Genomic DNA, 16,252 nt, shown 5'->3' on the forward strand with positions numbered 1-16,252 from the left:
CGTCATCGGGCGTGCAGGAGGAGCGCTTCACCCTGTCCACCACCACCGCACAGGGCGACCGCGGCTGTCCCGGTGCCACGCCGTGACAGGACATGGGCCGCGTGCAGCGCGAGCCGAGCACCCGACGCGCCGATCGGGTGACCGATCGCGATGGCTCCCCCGTCAGCGTTGACCCGCTCGGAGGCGATCCCCAGCTCGGCCGCAGACGCGAGCACGACGGAGGCGAAAGCCTCGTTGATCTCGATGACATCGAGGTCCGCCACACTCGCTCGCGCCCGGTCAAGAGCCACGCGGATGGCTCGGGCGGGTTGCAGGTGCAGTGACTGGTCGGGGCCGCCCACCTGGCCGTGAGACCCGATCTCCGCCAGCCACGGCAGCTGGTGGCGCTGCGCGTAGCTCTTGCTGGCGATGACGAGTGCGGCGGCGCCGTCGGACAGCGGGCTCGCCGAACCGGCCGTGACGGTGCCGTCGGAAGCGAAGGCGGGTCGGAGCCGTCCTAGCTCCTCGACCGTGCTGTCGGGTCGGACACCCTCGTCCCGGTCGACAGTCGTGCTCGTCGATCGTGGTCCTCGAACCTCGACCGGCACGATCTCAGCCGCGTGCTGGTCACGGTTGCTCGTGGCGCGGGCGTGAGAGCGTGCCGCGATCGCGTCCTGAGCGCTCCGCTCGATGCGCAGTGCACGGTTCCCCTCATCGGTCAGCACCCCCATGGAGCTGCCGGTGAACGGATCCGTGAGCCCGTCTCCGAGCGTGTCGATCAGGGGCACGTCGCCGTACGGGAGCCCGCGACGCGATCCGGGCAGCGCGTGCGGCGCGTTCGACATCGACTCCTGTCCGCCGGCGACGACGACTTCTGCCTCACCGGAGCGCACCAGGCGCGCTGCGTCGATCACGGCGGTGAGACCGGACAGGCAGATCTTGTTGATGGTGACGGCCGGCGTGCTCCACGGCAGTCCTGCCGCGATCCCCGCCTGACGCGCCGGACCCTGGCCAGTCGCCGCCTGGATGACCTGGCCCATGATCAAGGCGTCGACGTCGTCCACCCGGACGCCCGCGCGGTCGAGCGCGGCGCGGATCGCGATCGCCCCCAGCTGCGGCGCGGACAGCGCTGCGAGCCCGCCCCGGAATCGCCCGAACGGGGTGCGGGCTCCCGCGAGGATCACCGGCGTGGTGTCGATGCTCCTCATGTCAGCTGGTCCGCTCGCGGGCGAGACCGGTCGCGGTTGCGGATCCGGGCTCCCCCGACAGCGCGACCTGGTGCCCCGGCGGGCCGGTCGACGACCTGGTTCTCGACGGTTCCGAGGCCTTCCACCTCGAGCCGGACGACATCACCCGCCCGCAGAGGGCGAGGATCCTGAACGCCGGCCAGCCCCCAGAGCTCCGCGAGGCAACCACCGTTCCCGCACGTGCCTGAGCCCAGGACATCTCCTTCGCCGACCCACGACCCCCGTGAGGCGTGAGCGAGCAGCTCCTCGAACGTCCAGGAGGCGTTGGAGGACAGATCGCGGCCGATCAGCACGTCGTTGACCCAGGACCGCATCTGCAGCGCGAGGTACCCGTCGTCGTCGCGGAAGTCCTCCAGCTCGTCGGTCGTCACCAGCCATGGGCCCAGCGTGGCCGCGGAGTCCTTGCCCTTCGCCGGCCCCAGGCCCACCTTCATCTCGACGGCCTGCAGGTCGCGCGCCGACCAGTCGTTGAGGATGGTGTAGCCGACGATGTGGTCGCGTGCGCGGCGAGGGTCGAGGTCGCGACCATGGCTGCCCACCACCGCGGCGATCTCCAGCTCGAAGTCGAACGCCTCGCACCCTGGCGGGATCTCGACCTCGTCCCGCGCGCCCACGACGCTGTGCGGGTTGCCGAAGTAGAACGCCGGAGCTGCGTACCACTCGTCGGGTACCCCGGCTCCGCCCGAGACGCTGCGGACGACACCGTCGACGTGCTCCTCGAAGGCCACGAAGTCGCGGATCGACGACGGTCGCACGGGCGGGAGCAGCCGGACATCGGCGACGGGTACGGCCGCGGAGCTGGACCGTGCCCAGCGCGCGGCGTCCTCCGCCGCCTCGCCGCCCGCGCTGGCGACGGCCAGGACCGTCGCCCCAGGGGGCAGCGCGTGGACGACCTCGTCGCCGGGGTCGCCGACGACGACCCCGGCGAACTGCGCACCCGCGTACCGGTAGGCGGCCAGCTTCATCAGCCGCGGCCGTGCGCGGCGTACGGGTTCAGGAGCGCGTCCTCGGTGCCGGGCAGCACACCCTCCTCCGTGGCGGTCGGGTGCCCCGGGTCGTGCGGGAACGACTCGGTCATCGACATCGGCATGGCCGAGTTGCGGTAGATGCTGTTGGACCCGGTCGACGGCGTCCAGTCGTTGGGCGTCCAGTCCGGGACGTAGTTCCGGTAGCCACCCGAGTTGAGCTCCACGCGCAGCCGCGACGGCTCGCGGAAGTACAGGAACGTCTGCTCGCCGATCCCGTGGATGGACGGGCCGTACTCGATCTCGACGCCGTTCTCCATCAGGACGTCGGCCGTGCGGACGAGCTCTGTGTCGGAGTCGGTCCAGAAGGCGATGTGGTTGACCCGGCCGGGGATGCTCGACGAGTCCAGCACCACGCCGAGGTCGTGCGACTTCTCGTTGGTCGTCAGCACACCGAAGACCGTGACGGGAACCTCGTCGAGGACCGTGTAGGCCATGATGCGGAAGTCCAGCACGCGGTTGTACCACTCGCAGAATCCCCGGACGTCCGATGCCGCGACGGTCACGTGGTCGAGGAAGCGAGGTGCCGCCGCGTGGCTGGACCGCTTCTCGGGGCGGTCCGGGAAGATCGAGGCGTTCTCGTCGGTCGCGTGATACTTCGGGATCTCCCAGAAGAGCTCCATCGTGTGCCCGTACGGGCCGGTGAACTGGTAGGACCGGCCGTGCCCGCGGCGGCCGTCGCGCCACTGACCGACGACCCCGGCGGCCTCGATCCGCAGGGCGGCCTCGTCGAGGGCTTCCGGGCTCGATGTCCGCCACGCCATGTTCTTCACGGACGGCTGGTCCCCGGGCGAGACGACGAGGCTGTAGGCGTAGTGGTCGCCCCAGCAGCGCAGGTAGACCGACCCGTCCGCGTCCCGGTCGACGACGCGCAGACCGAACCCGTTCACGTAGAAGGCGACGGACTCCTCGACGTCTGGCGAGGTGACCTCGAGGTGGGCGAGGTGCRACAGGAGCTGGAACACGGCAGGTCCTTTCATTCGGGTCGGAGCTGGTTCACCACGGGACCGACCCCAGTGCGACGGCGCACGGCGATGTGCGACGAGATGACGATGCCCGGCTCGGTGGCCCGTCGAGAAGACGAGATCACCGATGCCGGGCATCGGGTAGGCCTATGCCCGCGCGTCGCGCAGCTCCGCCTCTGTGGCGTCGACGACGTCGTGCCAGGTAACCCCCGGAGCGAGCTCCACGACCGCGAGATGGTCGCCGGCGACGTCGAGCACCGCCAGGTCGGTGATCACCCGGTGCACGACGCCACGTCCGGTCAACGGCAGAGTGCAGGCGTGCACGAGCTTCGGTGCACCGTCCCGGGTGACGTGCTCCATGACGACGAGCACGCGACGTGCGCCGTGCACGAGGTCCATGGCGCCCCCCATGCCCTTGACCAGCTTGCCCGGCACCATCCAGTTCGCCAGGTCACCCGCTGAGCTGACCTGCATCGCGCCGAGAACCGCGACGTCGACGTGCCCACCGCGGATCATCGCGAAGCTGGTGGCGGAGTCGAAGTACGACGCTCCCGGGCGCACCGTGACGGTCTCCTTGCCCGCGTTGATCACGTCGGCGTCCACGGCGTCGCGTTCCGGATACGGCCCGACCCCGAGGATGCCGTTCTCCGACTGCAGGACGATGCTCGCGCCCGGCGGCAGGTGGTCCGGGATGAGCGTCGGGAGGCCGATCCCCAGGTTCACGTACTGGCCGTCGCGGAGCTCGGCCGCGGCGCGGGCCGCCAGCTCGTCACGGTTCAGAGGCACGGTCCACCCCCGCCCGGACCGTGATCCGCTCGATGGCCTTGTCCCTGGCCTCCGTCGGGCTCAGGGGCACGACGTGCTGCACGTAGATCCCCGGGAGATGGATCTCGTCAGGGTCGAGCGTGCCGACCTCGACGAGCTCTTCGGCCTCCAGGATCGTGACGCGACCGGCCTGGGCGACGATCGGGTTGAAGTTCCGCGCGGCCGCATGGAACACGGCGTTGCCGTGCCGATCCGCCCGCGCCGCGCGAACGAGGGCGTAGTCGGTGGTGATCGCCTCCTCCAGCACCATCGGCCGGCCCGCGAACGTGCGGACCTCCTTGACGGGCGAAGCCGTCGAGACGTTGCCGTCGACGTCGAACCTCCACGGCAGGCCGCCTTCGGCGATCTGGGTGCCGACTCCGGTCGGGGTGTAGAAGGCGCCGATTCCCGCACCACCAGCGCGCAGCCGTTCTGCGAGCGTGCCCTGCGGCGTGAGCTCGACCTCGAGCTCCCCCGCCAGGTACTGGCGAGCGAACTCCTTGTTCTCGCCGACGTACGAGGCTGTGATGCGGACGATCTGGCCGGCCTCGAGGAGGAGGCCGAGCCCGGCCCCGTCGACCCCGCAGTTGTTCGACACGATCCGCAGGCCGGTTGATCCGCGGCGTAGAACCGCGCGGATGAGCACGCTCGGGATCCCGCAGAGCCCGAATCCCCCGACGGCGACGCTGGCTCCGTGCCCGATACCGCGCACCGCCGTCCCCGCGTCGGCGATCACCTTGTCCACCGCGTCCTCCGTTCTCGGTTCGCAGCGGGCGCTGTGCTCATGCCCGGTCCCCCTGGAACCACAGACCCGCGAGGTGGTGCGCCCAGTGCCCGCTCGCGCCCTGGGGCGCGGGTGCTCCCGGCGCGCCCGGCCGGTGCGCGTACGGGATGCTGCCGCGCGCCGTCACGCCGACCTCGAGCCTGCCGAGTCCGGAGATCTCCACGACCACCGAGCCGCCGTCGGTGAGAGCTCCGACTCCCGCGGGAGTTCCCGTCGCGATGATGTCGCCAGGCTCGAGCGTCATGACGTGGCTCGCGTAGCTGATGAGCGTCGGGACGTCGAAGATCAGGTCCGCGGTGGAGACGGACTGACGAAGTGCACCGTCGACCCAGCAGCGCAGCTCGAGGGCAGACGGATCAGGGACCTCGTCGCGGGTGGTGATGTAGGGGCCGACCGGGGTGAACGTGTCGAACGACTTCCGCGTCGACCGGTCCTCGCCCGAGCGGACCGTGATGTCCAGCACCGGCACGTACCCGAACACGTGGTCGAGCGCGTCGGCGGGTCCGACCCGGTAGGCACGCCGTCCGATGACGACACCGAGCTCGCCCTCCTGGTCGGTGCGCTGGTCGGAGTAGGGCAGCTCGATGTCCTGACCCGGGCCGATGACCGACGACGGCGCCTTCAGAAAGACGCCGTAGTCGGCGATGGACTTCTGCTCCTCCATCTCCACCTGGTGGTCGCGATAGTTCACCGGAGCGCCCACGATCTTCGACGGGCGAGCGATCGGCGCGCTCAGTGCGACGTCCGCGTCCGCGACGAACAGGCCACGACTCAGGTCGAGCCCGTGCAGGTCCGTCCCGCTCTCGATCACGGCCCGCACGGGATCACCGTGTCCCGTGAGCCCGAGCTGGTCCGTCACGTCCCACCATCCGCCGTCGCCGCGGACGGCGATCCTGTCTTCGGCCACACGCGCGATGCGCATCTCTCACCTCTCGCTGGGAGCCGCGTCGACGTGCGCGAGCTCTCGGTCGGTCGTCGGCTCGCCCTGGCTGTCGGGGGCGAGGTAGAGCCAGTCCAGCTCGTCGAAGAAGTGGCCCTTCCTGCTCTGCAGGTAGGTGTCGCGCAGGACTGCGCCGATGCCCTCGACGTGGCAGACCTCTCCGAACGCGCGCGCCCTGGTCTGGACGCGCGACGTGCGAGGTTCGCGACGACTCGCGACGTCACGCAGCACGCCGTGCCAGGAGTCGTCGCGCCAGGGCCGCGCGGCGGCGACGACGTCTCCGAGGACGGCAGCATCCTCGAGGGCCTGGCAGGCACCCTGGGCGAGGTACTGGAACATCGGGTGCGCCGCGTCGCCGAGCAGCAGGATCCGACGGTCGACCCAGGTCGTCGTGGGCAGCCGATCGGCGAGCGGCCAGCAACGCTCGGTGCTCACGAACTCGAGCCCGGCGAGCACGTCGGGGTGCGCCATCGCGAAGGCGCTCGCCACTTCCTGCGGGTCACCGACCGCAACACGGTCGGTCGTCGCGCGGGGCGCGTGGAACACGGCGACCTGGTTGAGGAGCTCTCCGCCGCGCAGGGGGTAGCGAACGATGTGGCACCCGGGTCCGACCCAGCACACGACGTCCTGGAGTCCGTGCGCTCCGGGAACCTGCTCGATGGGCACGGTCCCTCGGTAGGCGACGTAGCCGGACGGCTGGGGCTCGTCGCCGACCAGCCAGGCACGCTGCGCGGAGTTGAGCCCGTCTGCTGCGATCACCGCGGCGGACGGGATCTGCCGCCCATCACTGGCAACCGCAACCACCTGGTGGTCCTCCTGGACGATGTCGTCGACGCGCGTGGCCGGAACGAGCTCAACCCCTGCGGCCCGAGCGGCGTCGAGCAGCACGGAGTGCAGGTCTGTGCGGTGCGTGACCAGGTACGGAGCCCCGTACCGCTGGAGGAACGGCCCGCCGAGATCCTGTCGGGCCAGGACCCGGTCGGTCGCGACGTCACGCATGACGAGGGCGTGGGGTGCCACGGCGGTCGTCCGAACCTCGTCCAGCAGACCCCACGACTCGAGCAGCCGGGTCGCGTTGGGCCCGAGCTGCAGGCCAGCCCCCACCTCCGCGAACTCGGGGGCCTGCTCGACGACGGTGACCTCCGCGCCCGCCCTCGAGAGCGTCAGGCTCGCCGCGAGGCCGGCGATGCCGCCGCCCACGACGAGCACTCGTCGTTCCTTGTCCATGTAACCGTCCGTTCCTCGTTGAACCGGTGCGGATCACCCTTGATCCGAGGTCTGCTGGATGCAATAGGTTTCTGCTGTGCAGAACACCCCGCTCCAAGAGCCGCCGGCATACGTGATCGAGTCCGTGGACAACGCCCTGCGTCTGCTCCAGATGCTTCGCGACGAGGGGCCGGTCCGGCTCACCGACGCAGCCACGCGCATCGACGTGTCACGCTCTACGGCGCACCGGCTGCTGGCGATGCTGGTGTACCGCGGGTTCGCCGTGCAGAGCGCCGACAAGGCGTACGCCCCCGGACCGGGGATCGCCTCCGGGACCGCGCAGGCCGAGGTCGTGGCGCAGCTGCGCTCGACGTGCCGGCCGCACCTCGAGCTGCTGGCCCGCCGGTGCGGCGAGTCCGTCAACCTGATGATCCGGACGGGAGCGCACGTGCGCTTCATCCAGACCGTCGAGGGCAGCGAGACGCTCCGGACCGCGGACCGACAAGGTGCCGTCATGTCCAGCCTGGAGGCGTCCGGTGGCCTGGCCCTGCTCGCCGAGGCGTCTTCCGCCGAGCTCGAGGTGCTGCGGCACTCGGCGCCCCCGGAGTGGTGGCCCACGGTGGAGCGCGAGGTCGCCCGGGCTCGACGTCATGGCTACGCGCTGAACCTGGCGTTCACCGAGCCGCAGGTGAGCGCCATCGGCCTAGCGCTGCACGACCGCACGGGCGCTGGTGTCGCGGCCTTCAGCATCTCGATGCCGCAGAGCCGCTTCACCACGCGTCGCCGCGACGAGCTCGTGCTGCACGCGCGTGCGACGCGTCGGGACATCGAGGAGGACATCGCACGCGGACGTGACGGCCGCCTGGTCGTGGCGGACTGATCAGCGATCGTCGGCCTGCTGCAGGGCACTCCTCAGGAGGTCCGGACCGAGCGCCGTCGACGGGTCGTCGAAGAGTCGTTCGATCGGCAGGTCGCCGAGCATCGTCAGGATCGTCGGGTTCCCCAGAAATCCTGTGGTCGCGCCGGAGGGGTCCGCGTCGTGCGCCACCCGGACGAAAGACGGTCCGACGCTCGGGTCCGTCACCCACTCACGGAGCGTCGAGTGCTCACCGAGGATCGTCCGCGGCCCGGAAGCGGCACGCGACACGGTGGTCGCCGCGCGGATGTCCCGCGAGGACGCACCCACATCGATGGCGTACGTGCCGGCGTCGACGACCCAACCGTCCCGTCGGTCGTCCCAGCGGGCGAAGGCACGCGCAGTGATCGACGCGGTGACCCGCGCCGACGCACCCGGGGCGATCTGGACCTTGCCGAACGCGGCGAGGGTGCGCACGGGCCTGTCGTCGTCGCAGTCCTGGGGCCTGAGGTAGACCTGCCAGACCTCCGCCCCCGGGACCGGTCCGACGTTGCGCACCGTGAGCTCGACGGTCGCGTCCCCGGTCTGCGCCCCGTCATCGACCACGACGACGTCCTCGTACGCGAACTCGGTGTAGCTGAGGCCGTGTCCGAACGGGAAGGCGACCTCCCGTTCGGCACGGTCGTAGCCGCGATACCCGACGAAGATCCCTTCGCCGTGGAACACGCGTCCCCCGTGCCCCGGGAACGACGGGAACGCGGGCGTGTCCGCCAGGCGCAGCGGGATCGTCTCCGCGAGCCGGCCGGAGGGGTTCACCAGCCCGGTCAGCACCTGCGCAAGGGCCGTGCCCCCGCCCTGACCTGGGAGCCAGCCCTCGACGAGTGCGGCCACGCCGTCGGACCACGGTGCCGTCAGGACGATGCCCCCGTTGACGAGCACGACGACGGTCCGGCGGTTCACCTCGATGATCCTCGCCAGCAGGTCGAGCTGCTCGGCCGGCAGCTCGAGCGAGGTCCGGTCGTACCCCTCGGACTCCGCACCCTCCCCCGGCCCGAGGAAGACGACGACGGCCTCGGACTCGCCGGCCGTGCGGACGGCCTCGTCGACGAGGGAACCCCCGCCATCCGCGTCTGCCCCGTAGCCGGGCGCGAAGACCACCGGGCGCTCCAGGAGCGCTCGAAGCCCTTCGAGCGGGGTGTCGATCCGCGTCGGGGACGCGCTCGCGCTGCCGCCGCCCTGGATGTGCGGGTCGAGCGCCAGCTGGCCGATGACGGCGACCTGCCCTCCGGTCGGGCTGAGCGGAAGCACCCCGTCGTTGCGGAGCAGCACCACCGACGCGGCGGACGCCGCCACGGCAAGGCGGTGGTGCTCCTCGTGATCCAGTGCGGCCGCGGGACGCGCGCCCCAGGCAGTGGCGACCCGTCGCAGCCGGTCGGCCGCCTCGATGACGACCGACGCGTCGAGCTCGTCGCGCTCGACCGCAGCGAGGATCCGTCGCAGCGATCCCTCCCCCGGCCCGGGCATCTCGAGGTCGAGGCCTGCCCGGAGCGCCTCGATGCGGTCGTCGACGGCGCCCCAGTCGGAGACGACGGCACCGTCGAACCCCCACTCGCCTCGCAGGATGTCGGTCAGGAGGCGCGGGTCCTGGGTGACGTAGGTGCCGTTGACCCGGTTGTACGAGGCCATGATCATCGCCGGCACCGCCTGCGTGACGACGTGCTCGAAGGCCGCGAGATAGATCTCCCGCAGAGCCCGCTCGCTGAGCTCCGCGCTCACGCGCATGCGGTCCGTCTCCTGGCTGTTCACGGCGAAGTGCTTGACGCAGGCGCCGACTCCGGTGGACTGGACCCCGGCGACGAACGCAGCGCCGATCCGGCCGGTCAGGAACGGGTCCTCGGAGTAGTACTCGAAGCCGCGACCGCCGAGCGGTGACCGCTTGATGTTGATGCTGGGCCCGAGCAGGACGTCCGCTCCCGCCGCGCGCGCCTCACGACCGATCGCCGCCGCGACCTCGCCGACGAGGTGCACGTCCCAGGTCGCGGCGAGCGCCGCCGGAGCCGGGAAGCAGGTCGCCGGAACCTTCCCCGACCAGTCGGGCAGGTTCATCGCCAGCCCGTTCGGCCCGTCGCTCAGGGTCAGTGCCGGGACACCGCCCTCGGCCGCTCGGGTGCGCGACATGTCGGCACCGCTGAGCAGGACCGCGTGCCTGGCGAGGTCGCCACCCACAGCGTTCGTGGTCATGCCTCGACTCCCTGCTGCGCCATCTCGACGCGGTCCTCGGGGCTGTGGACGTTCCAGAGGCGGGGCATCGGCGGGTCGTCCTGCGCAGCACGGAACGGCGCGTGGAACGTGTGCGTCCCMCCTCCCACGCGGAGCACCTGGTCGGAACCCGGCAGCCGCACGTCCGCCTCGACGCCGACCGGCAGGTCGACCTCGACACGGAGGTCGGTGCCGGTTCGCCGCCACGAGCACCGGACGAGCCCGTAGGGCGACAGGTGGGCGGCCGACGCGTGCGTCAGTCCCCCGCCCGGGAACGGAGCGATCGTGACCCGCCGGTATCCGGGCTCGGCGGGGCTGAGGCCGGCCACGACGCGGTGGAGGAAGTCGACGACCGCCCCGAGCGCGTAGTGGTTGAACGAGGTCATCTCGCCGGGGTTGATGCTCCCGTCGGGGAGCATGCTGTCCCACCGTTCCCAGACCGTGGTGGCTCCCATCGTGACGGGGAACAGCCACGACGGGCACCTGGTCTGCAGGAGCAGGTGGTACGCCGTGTCCACGGAGCCCGTCGCCACGAGCGCGTCGCAGACGAGCGGTGTCCCGATGAACCCCGTCTGGATGAGGTGGTCACCTTCTCGGACGAGCTCGGCCAGCCGTCGACCGGCGATGACGCGCTGCTCGGGCCTCGGCAGCAGGTCGAAGCAGAGTGCGAGCGACAGCGCCGTCACCGTGTCGCTCACCACCCGACCGGACGGGGTGACGAACTCGTCCCGGAAGGCGCGGCGCGCCCGCTCCGCGACGGCCTCGTAGCGCTCGGCGAGGCCGTGCATCCCGAGCACGGCACACGCGCGCGCTGTGATGGCCGCCGTGTGGGCGTGGTACGCGCTGGCGACGAGGTAGGCGTCCGTCGCGGAGTCCCCCGGCCGGTCCGGGGGTGCTTGCGGGTCCAGCCAGTCCCCGAGCTGGAACCCGTGGGCCCACAGGCCGGTGCCACCGGTGAGCTCGTCGACCTGGTCCACCCACGCCGCCATGCTCGGCAGCTGCTCGTGGAGCAGCGCACGGTCCCCGGTGCGCTCGTAGATCGTCCACGGCACCAGCACCGCCGCGTCGCCCCACCCGGCGGCCGGGTCAGCGGGGAACCCGCAGTCCAGCCACGGGTGGAAGTTCCGCACCGAACCGAACTCCCGCTGCTCCGCGGCAAGGTCCCGCAACCAGTTGCGCAGCACACCGGTGCTCTCGTAGAGGAACGTCGCCGCGGGCGCGAAGGCCTGGATGTCACCGGTCCAGCCCAGGCGCTCGTCGCGCTGGGGGCAGTCTGTGGGCAGGTCGACGAAGTTGTCCCGCATGCTCCACACGACGTTGTCGTGGAACTGGTCGAGCAGCACGTTCGAGCTGCTGAACCACCCGGCTCGGCGCATGTCGGAGTGGATGACGCGCGCGACGACGTCGACCTCCTGCCCCGCCGGCCAGCCGTCGATCTCGACGTAGCGGAAGCCGTGCACGGTGAACCGGGGCTCCCACGTCTCCGGTCCCCCGCCCGCGAACGTGTACCGGTCGACCGACGCCGCGGTCCTCAGCGGTCGCACGCACAGCTCGTCGGCCTCGAGGACCTCCGCGTGCCGGATCGTGAGCTCGTGGTGGCGGGGACCGGTCGCGGTCAGACGGACGCGACCGGAGATGTTCTGACCGAAGTCCAGCCGGACACGTCCATGGGGACGACGCTGGACGATCGTGGGCCTGAGCTCCTCGACCACGCGCATCGGCGGCCCGGTCGGTCCCTCGAGCGCCGCCGAGAAGGCGGTTCGTGGCAGGACGACCGCTCTCGCCCAGCTCGTGGTGTCGTACCCGGCGCTGGCCCATCCCGGTCGGAACCGGCGGGCGTCGCACGACTCGCCCTCGTAGAGGCCGGTCGACGTGATCGCCGACTCCTTCGTCCGCCACTCGAGCGGGACGAGCTCGACCCGTCCGTCGTCGTGCACCAGCTCCAGCTGCACCATGACGGCGACGTCGTCCCCGTAGACGTCCCACAGTCCGCCGTTGAACCCGAGGCGACCGCGATACCACCCGTCGGCGAGCCAGATGCCGAGCACGTTGCGCCCCGTGTCCAGCAGGCCGTCGAGCGGGAAGGTCTGGGTGCGGAGCCGATGGCGAAAGCTGGTCCAGCCCGGTGACAGCACGGAGTCGTCCGCCGGGGAACCGTTCACCTCGAGGTCGTAGACACCGTGGGCAGCGACATACGCGCGCGCTCGTCGGACGGTTGCCGGCACGTCGAACTCGGCTCGCAGCAGATATGCCGGCCGCGGACCGGTGGTGGGTGCGGACGTCGACGGCGACACGAAGTCGACGGCCCAGTCGGCTGCGGCGAGCCCTCGCTCGACTGTGGTCGGCTCGGACCAGGCGGTCGGCTCCGCGTTGTCGAACCACGAGCGGATGCGGACCACCGCCCGCTCCCGGGGCTGCAGCGGAAGCACCGGCCACCTGACGAGGACGGACTCGGGACTGTCGATGCGCGTCCGCAGCGCCGCTCCGTGGTCCCGAGCCACCTCGACCTCGTAGGCGACCGGCCGAGCACCTCGCGGCCCGCCCGCCACGCGCCAGCTCATCCGGGGCGCCGCCTCGGTGATGCCGACAGCGCGGTCCAGGTGCTCGAAGCGGACGTCGACGACCTTGGCGGTCACCCCTTCACCGAACCGGCGGTCAGGCCGGTCATCATCCGCTGGTTCAGGAAGAGGTAGACCAGGAGCGTGCCGAACACGTTCAGGCAGATCGCGGCCATGGTCGGCCCGTACTCCACCTGACCGAACTGTCCCTGGAAGCTGAGCAGGCCCACCTGGATGGTGCGCAGCTCGTCACTGTTGACGAACGTCAGCGCGATGAGCAGGTCGTTCCAGATGAAGAAGAACTGCACGAGGGCAACGGTGAAGATCGCGTTGCGGACGAGCGGCACGGCGACCACGAAGAACATGCGCAGGACGCTCGCACCGTCCAAGGTCGCGGCCTCGAAGACCTCCCGGGGGACGCTGCGGAAGTAGGTCGCCATCATGAACACGGTCAGCGGCAGGCCGATGGCCGTGTAGGTGATGATCAGGGGCCACAGCGACCCCGTCAGGCCCGCCCGGAAATAGATCGTGAAGAGGGGCAGGAGGATCATCTGTCCCGGAATCATGATTCCGGCAAGGAACAGAAGGAGAACGGTGCCGCGACCTTTCCAGACCATCACCTCGAGGGCGAAGCCTGCGGCCACTCCGAGGATGATGGTGAGGAACAGCGACGGAATGACGGCGAGCACGGAGTTGCGGGCGTAGGTGCCGAGATTTCCCTCGGTGATGGCGCGCGTGTAGTTCTCGAAGTTGAGCCAGTTCTCGGGCAGGGCGAACGCCGGGTTGTTCAAGAACTCCGACTGCGTCTTCAGCGATCCAAGAACCAGCCAGACGAGCGGGAACACCACGGCGATCAGGAGCGCAGCGGTCAGGATGCTGGTTCCGATCGACCTTCCGCGCCGGCGCCGTTCGATGCGCGGCTTGGTGGGGACGGGCGCGCCGAGCGCCCTCGTCGTGGGAGTGGTAGCGAGGGACATGGACTCAGGCCTTCGTCAGGTCGCGGCGTGCGGAGCGGAAGATGAACAGCGTGACGACGAGGCAGAGCGCCGTCAGCAGCAGGGCGATCGAGCTGCCGTAGCCGTACTGGCCGTACGAGAACGACGTCTGGAACATGTAGAGGGTCAGCGGCGTCGTCGTGCTCCCCGGTCCGCCGTTGGTGAGCGCGATCACCGAGTCGAAGACCTTCAAGGTCCCGTTGATGCTGAAGATGACGGCGGAGAGCAGCACGGGCAGCGACAGTGGCAGCACCACGGAGCGCACGAGGCGGAGCCCGTTCGCCCCGTCAAGGCGTGCGGCTTCGAGCAGGTCCTCGGGGATGTCGACCAGGCCGGCATAGAGGAGCACGGCGTAGAAGCCCATCGAGCGCCAGGACTCCATCAGGATGAGGACCCAGAAGGCTGACGTGCTCGACCCGAACCAGTCGACGCTCTCGATCCCGAACGCGTTGAGAAGGCCGTTCACGGGACCCGTCCGCGGGGCGGACTCGAACAGCTGCTGGAACAGCAGGCCGACGGCGACCGTCGGCAGGACGATCGGGAAGAACGCCAGCGTGCGGACCAGGTTGGACGCCCGCTTCAGCACGAACACGTAGAGCAGCGCGAGCCCGTACCCGAGGAGCACCTGCACGATGGTCAGGACGATCGCGAACCGCACCGTGAACGAGAGGGCTTCTCGGACGTGTGCGTCGGTGAACAGCAGCTGGAAGTTCTGCAGCCCGACGTAGTCGAACCCAGTGATCGCGTTGCCCTCGAAGAGGGTGTACCCGAAGGACCAGAGGACCGGGACGAGGATGATCAGGGAGTAGACCGTCAGGGCCGGGGCCAGCAGCAGGAGGATCGCGCGGCGATCGCCTAGGACGTGCGTCATCGTGGTGTCTCTCAGTTCTGTTCTTCGGTGGTCCGCCGGGCGCACCGGCATCGGTGCGCCCGGCGGATCAGGGCTCAGCCTGCGTCGAGGTCTGCCTGGACGGAGTCCATGAACTCCTGGGCGCCCATGCCGCCCGTGACCAGCAGAGACGCGTTCATCTGGCTCGTCGTCGACGCCTTCGGCGGGAACAGCGCCTCGAACCACAGGACGGTCTGGGTGGTCTTGGCGATCTGGTCCTGCACCGACTGGGTCAGCGCGGGCACCTCGCCGACGTCACCGTCGACCTTGAATCCGGTGATGACCCCCTGGTCCTTGAGGGACTGCGCACCGAAGTTCTTGGCGATGCACTCGAGCCACTGCTTGCTKCCGTCGTCGTACCGGAACAGCGACATCGCCAGCGGCACGCCGACGTTCGCGGCGAGCTGGTCGGCCGAGCCGGCGCCGCCCTCGACAGCCGGGAACGGCATGAAGCCGATGTTGTCGTTGCCGATCTTGTTCGCCTCGGGGTCGTTGAAGTTCCCGAGGACCCAGCTGCCCATGTAGAACATCGCGGCGTCGCCGGACAGGAACTGGTTGACGGCCGTCATGTAGTCGATCGATCCGACGGACGGACCGAAGTAGCCCTTCGCGCCGAGGTCCGCCACCTGCTGGGCCGCCTCGACGTAGGCCGAGTCGGTCAGCTTGGCACTGCCGTCGGCGACCTTGGCCAGGGCGTCCGGGCCGAGGCTCCGGTAGATGTAGTTGCCGACGAGTCGCGTCAGCGGCCACCCGTCCGCACCGTCGGCGGAGAACGGCTGCACGCCGGCTGCGCTCAGCGTGTCCGCGGCGGCGACGAGGTCGTCCCACGTCGCGGGCACCTCGATGCCGTTGTCGGCGAAGAGCTGCTTGTTGTACCAGATGCCCTCGACGTTGAACTCGGTCGGCAGGACGTAGACCTTGCCGTCGTAGAGCGCCTCGATGGTGGATCGTGCCGCCGGGATGATGGCGTCGTCGAGACCCATGTCGGACAGCTCGGCAGAGATGTCGACCAGCGTGCCGGACGACTCGATGTCCTTCGCGATCTGGGGCGAGTTGCCGCTCGCGAAGAGCGACGGCAGGTCGTTCTGCCCGGCCTTCAGCTGGATCGCCTGGTCGTAGTTGGCCTGCGGGTTGTTGTCGATCTTCAGCTTGGCGTCGCCGTCGGCCGTGCTGCACGAGCCGGTGGACAGCGTCGTCAGCGTGTCCTTGATCGAGGTGTTCTCGGCGAACGACAGGTAGGTGAACTCCTTGTTCGCATCGCCGGTCGGGCCGGCGCTCGGGGTAGAGCCCGAGCATGCCGAGAGCAGCAGGGCACCGGCGGTTGCTAGACCCAGGAATGACGCGACCTGGGTGCGCTTACGTCCACGCGTCAACATCACACTTCCTCCTTGAAATGTTTTGCTTGCAGCGCTTTGAAGCGCTTCAGGGCGAGACAGTAGACAAGCGTCCAACCCATTTCAAGGCACAGGTACCCGTTAGAACAAGTTCCAATAGCCGACATAGACGGCCGTGATGTCGCTTGTCTTGCAGCGCTTCAAGAAACGGTATTGTGATGCAATCGAGACCTAGAAAAAGGGGACGTAGTGCACCGCAACAACCACCCGAGCGCAGAGTCGCGTGCGGGCATCACTGACGTCGCCTCCCTCGCCGGTGTCTCGCAGGCGACGGTGTCCAACGTCCTGAACCATCCAGAACGCGTGGCGGAGGAGACGCGAGCGCGCGTCGTCCGAGCGATGGAGATGTTG

At 69.9% G+C, this 16,252-nt stretch carries 14 protein-coding genes; 2 read left to right on the forward strand and 12 right to left on the reverse strand.

The window, feature by feature from the left end; all coding sequences use genetic code 11:
• Nucleotides 1-2: 2 nt before the first annotated feature.
• From ACXJKF_RS21240 to ACXJKF_RS21270, 7 genes are all read right to left on the reverse strand, one after another.
• Complete coding sequence (locus ACXJKF_RS21240; protein ID WP_456789730.1) at nt 3-1,187, reverse strand: acetyl-CoA C-acetyltransferase; 1,185 nt, start codon at nt 1,185-1,187, stop codon at nt 3-5.
• A complete protein-coding gene (locus tag ACXJKF_RS21245; RefSeq protein WP_456789731.1) occupies nt 1,184-2,191 on the reverse strand; it encodes a fumarylacetoacetate hydrolase family protein in 1,008 nt (335 codons plus the stop codon). Before ACXJKF_RS21245 ends, ACXJKF_RS21240 begins: the two co-directional genes overlap by 4 nt.
• Nucleotides 2,191-3,216, reverse strand: coding sequence for a VOC family protein (locus ACXJKF_RS21250; RefSeq protein WP_456789732.1), 1,026 nt, complete (start codon nt 3,214-3,216; stop codon nt 2,191-2,193). Before ACXJKF_RS21250 ends, ACXJKF_RS21245 begins: the two co-directional genes overlap by 1 nt.
• A 147-nt stretch (nt 3,217-3,363) precedes the next feature.
• Complete coding sequence (locus ACXJKF_RS21255; RefSeq protein WP_456789733.1) at nt 3,364-4,002, reverse strand: 3-oxoacid CoA-transferase subunit B; 639 nt, start codon at nt 4,000-4,002, stop codon at nt 3,364-3,366.
• On the reverse strand, nt 3,986-4,765 hold the full coding sequence (locus ACXJKF_RS21260) for a CoA transferase subunit A (protein WP_456789734.1): 780 nt from the start codon (nt 4,763-4,765) through the stop codon (nt 3,986-3,988). Before ACXJKF_RS21260 ends, ACXJKF_RS21255 begins: the two co-directional genes overlap by 17 nt.
• Nucleotides 4,766-4,802: 37 nt before the next feature.
• The gene (locus tag ACXJKF_RS21265) at nt 4,803-5,726 is read right to left on the reverse strand and encodes a fumarylacetoacetate hydrolase family protein (protein ID WP_456789735.1); all 924 of its coding nucleotides are present in this window, start codon (nt 5,724-5,726) and stop codon (nt 4,803-4,805) included.
• Between the two features lie 3 nt (nt 5,727-5,729).
• A complete protein-coding gene (locus tag ACXJKF_RS21270; protein WP_456789736.1) occupies nt 5,730-6,971 on the reverse strand; it encodes an FAD-dependent oxidoreductase in 1,242 nt (413 codons plus the stop codon).
• 76 nt (nt 6,972-7,047) lie between these two features.
• On the opposite strand from ACXJKF_RS21270, the gene ACXJKF_RS21275 reads away from it, so the two are divergent.
• On the forward strand, nt 7,048-7,830 hold the full coding sequence (locus ACXJKF_RS21275) for an IclR family transcriptional regulator (RefSeq protein ID WP_456789737.1): 783 nt from the start codon (nt 7,048-7,050) through the stop codon (nt 7,828-7,830).
• Here the strand turns inward: ACXJKF_RS21275 and ACXJKF_RS21280 are convergent, their stop codons facing one another.
• The 5 genes from ACXJKF_RS21280 to ACXJKF_RS21300 all read right to left on the reverse strand — a co-directional run bounded on the left by ACXJKF_RS21280 (nt 7,831) and on the right by ACXJKF_RS21300 (nt 15,883).
• Nucleotides 7,831-10,047 (reverse strand): glycoside hydrolase family 3 C-terminal domain-containing protein, encoded by a 2,217-nt coding sequence (locus ACXJKF_RS21280; RefSeq protein ID WP_456789738.1) that lies wholly within the window; start codon nt 10,045-10,047, stop codon nt 7,831-7,833.
• Entirely contained in the window at nt 10,044-12,701 is a 2,658-nt protein-coding gene (locus tag ACXJKF_RS21285) for a family 78 glycoside hydrolase catalytic domain (protein WP_456789739.1), read from the reverse strand. The genes ACXJKF_RS21280 and ACXJKF_RS21285 overlap by 4 nt, the downstream gene beginning before the upstream one ends.
• Complete coding sequence (locus ACXJKF_RS21290; protein ID WP_456789740.1) at nt 12,698-13,471, reverse strand: carbohydrate ABC transporter permease; 774 nt, start codon at nt 13,469-13,471, stop codon at nt 12,698-12,700. The genes ACXJKF_RS21285 and ACXJKF_RS21290 overlap by 4 nt, the downstream gene beginning before the upstream one ends.
• A gap of 133 nt (nt 13,472-13,604) precedes the next feature.
• Nucleotides 13,605-14,489 (reverse strand): carbohydrate ABC transporter permease, encoded by an 885-nt coding sequence (locus ACXJKF_RS21295; protein ID WP_456789741.1) that lies wholly within the window; start codon nt 14,487-14,489, stop codon nt 13,605-13,607.
• A gap of 74 nt (nt 14,490-14,563) precedes the next feature.
• A complete protein-coding gene (locus ACXJKF_RS21300; RefSeq protein WP_456789742.1) occupies nt 14,564-15,883 on the reverse strand; it encodes an ABC transporter substrate-binding protein in 1,320 nt (439 codons plus the stop codon).
• Between the two features lie 207 nt (nt 15,884-16,090).
• On the opposite strand from ACXJKF_RS21300, the gene ACXJKF_RS21305 reads away from it, so the two are divergent.
• A partial coding sequence (locus ACXJKF_RS21305) for a LacI family DNA-binding transcriptional regulator (RefSeq protein WP_456789745.1) occupies nt 16,091-16,252 on the forward strand: 162 nt, incomplete at its 3' end.

The sequence above is a fragment of the Cellulomonas sp. P5_C5 genome (assembly GCF_054049655.1).

Excerpts from the sequence above, each read along its gene's own strand:
- ACXJKF_RS21270 (WP_456789736.1), bottom strand. The coding sequence starts at position 6,971 with ATGGACAAGGAACGACGAGTGCTCGTCGTGGGCGGCGGCATCGCCGGC.
- ACXJKF_RS21245 (WP_456789731.1), bottom strand. The coding sequence starts at position 2,191 with ATGAAGCTGGCCGCCTACCGGTACGCGGGTGCGCAGTTCGCCGGGGTC.
- ACXJKF_RS21280 (WP_456789738.1), bottom strand. The coding sequence starts at position 10,047 with ATGACCACGAACGCTGTGGGTGGCGACCTCGCCAGGCACGCGGTCCTG.
- ACXJKF_RS21295 (WP_456789741.1), bottom strand. The coding sequence starts at position 14,489 with ATGACGCACGTCCTAGGCGATCGCCGCGCGATCCTCCTGCTGCTGGCC.
- ACXJKF_RS21265 (WP_456789735.1), bottom strand. The coding sequence starts at position 5,726 with ATGCGCATCGCGCGTGTGGCCGAAGACAGGATCGCCGTCCGCGGCGAC.
- ACXJKF_RS21240 (WP_456789730.1), bottom strand. The coding sequence starts at position 1,187 with ATGAGGAGCATCGACACCACGCCGGTGATCCTCGCGGGAGCCCGCACC.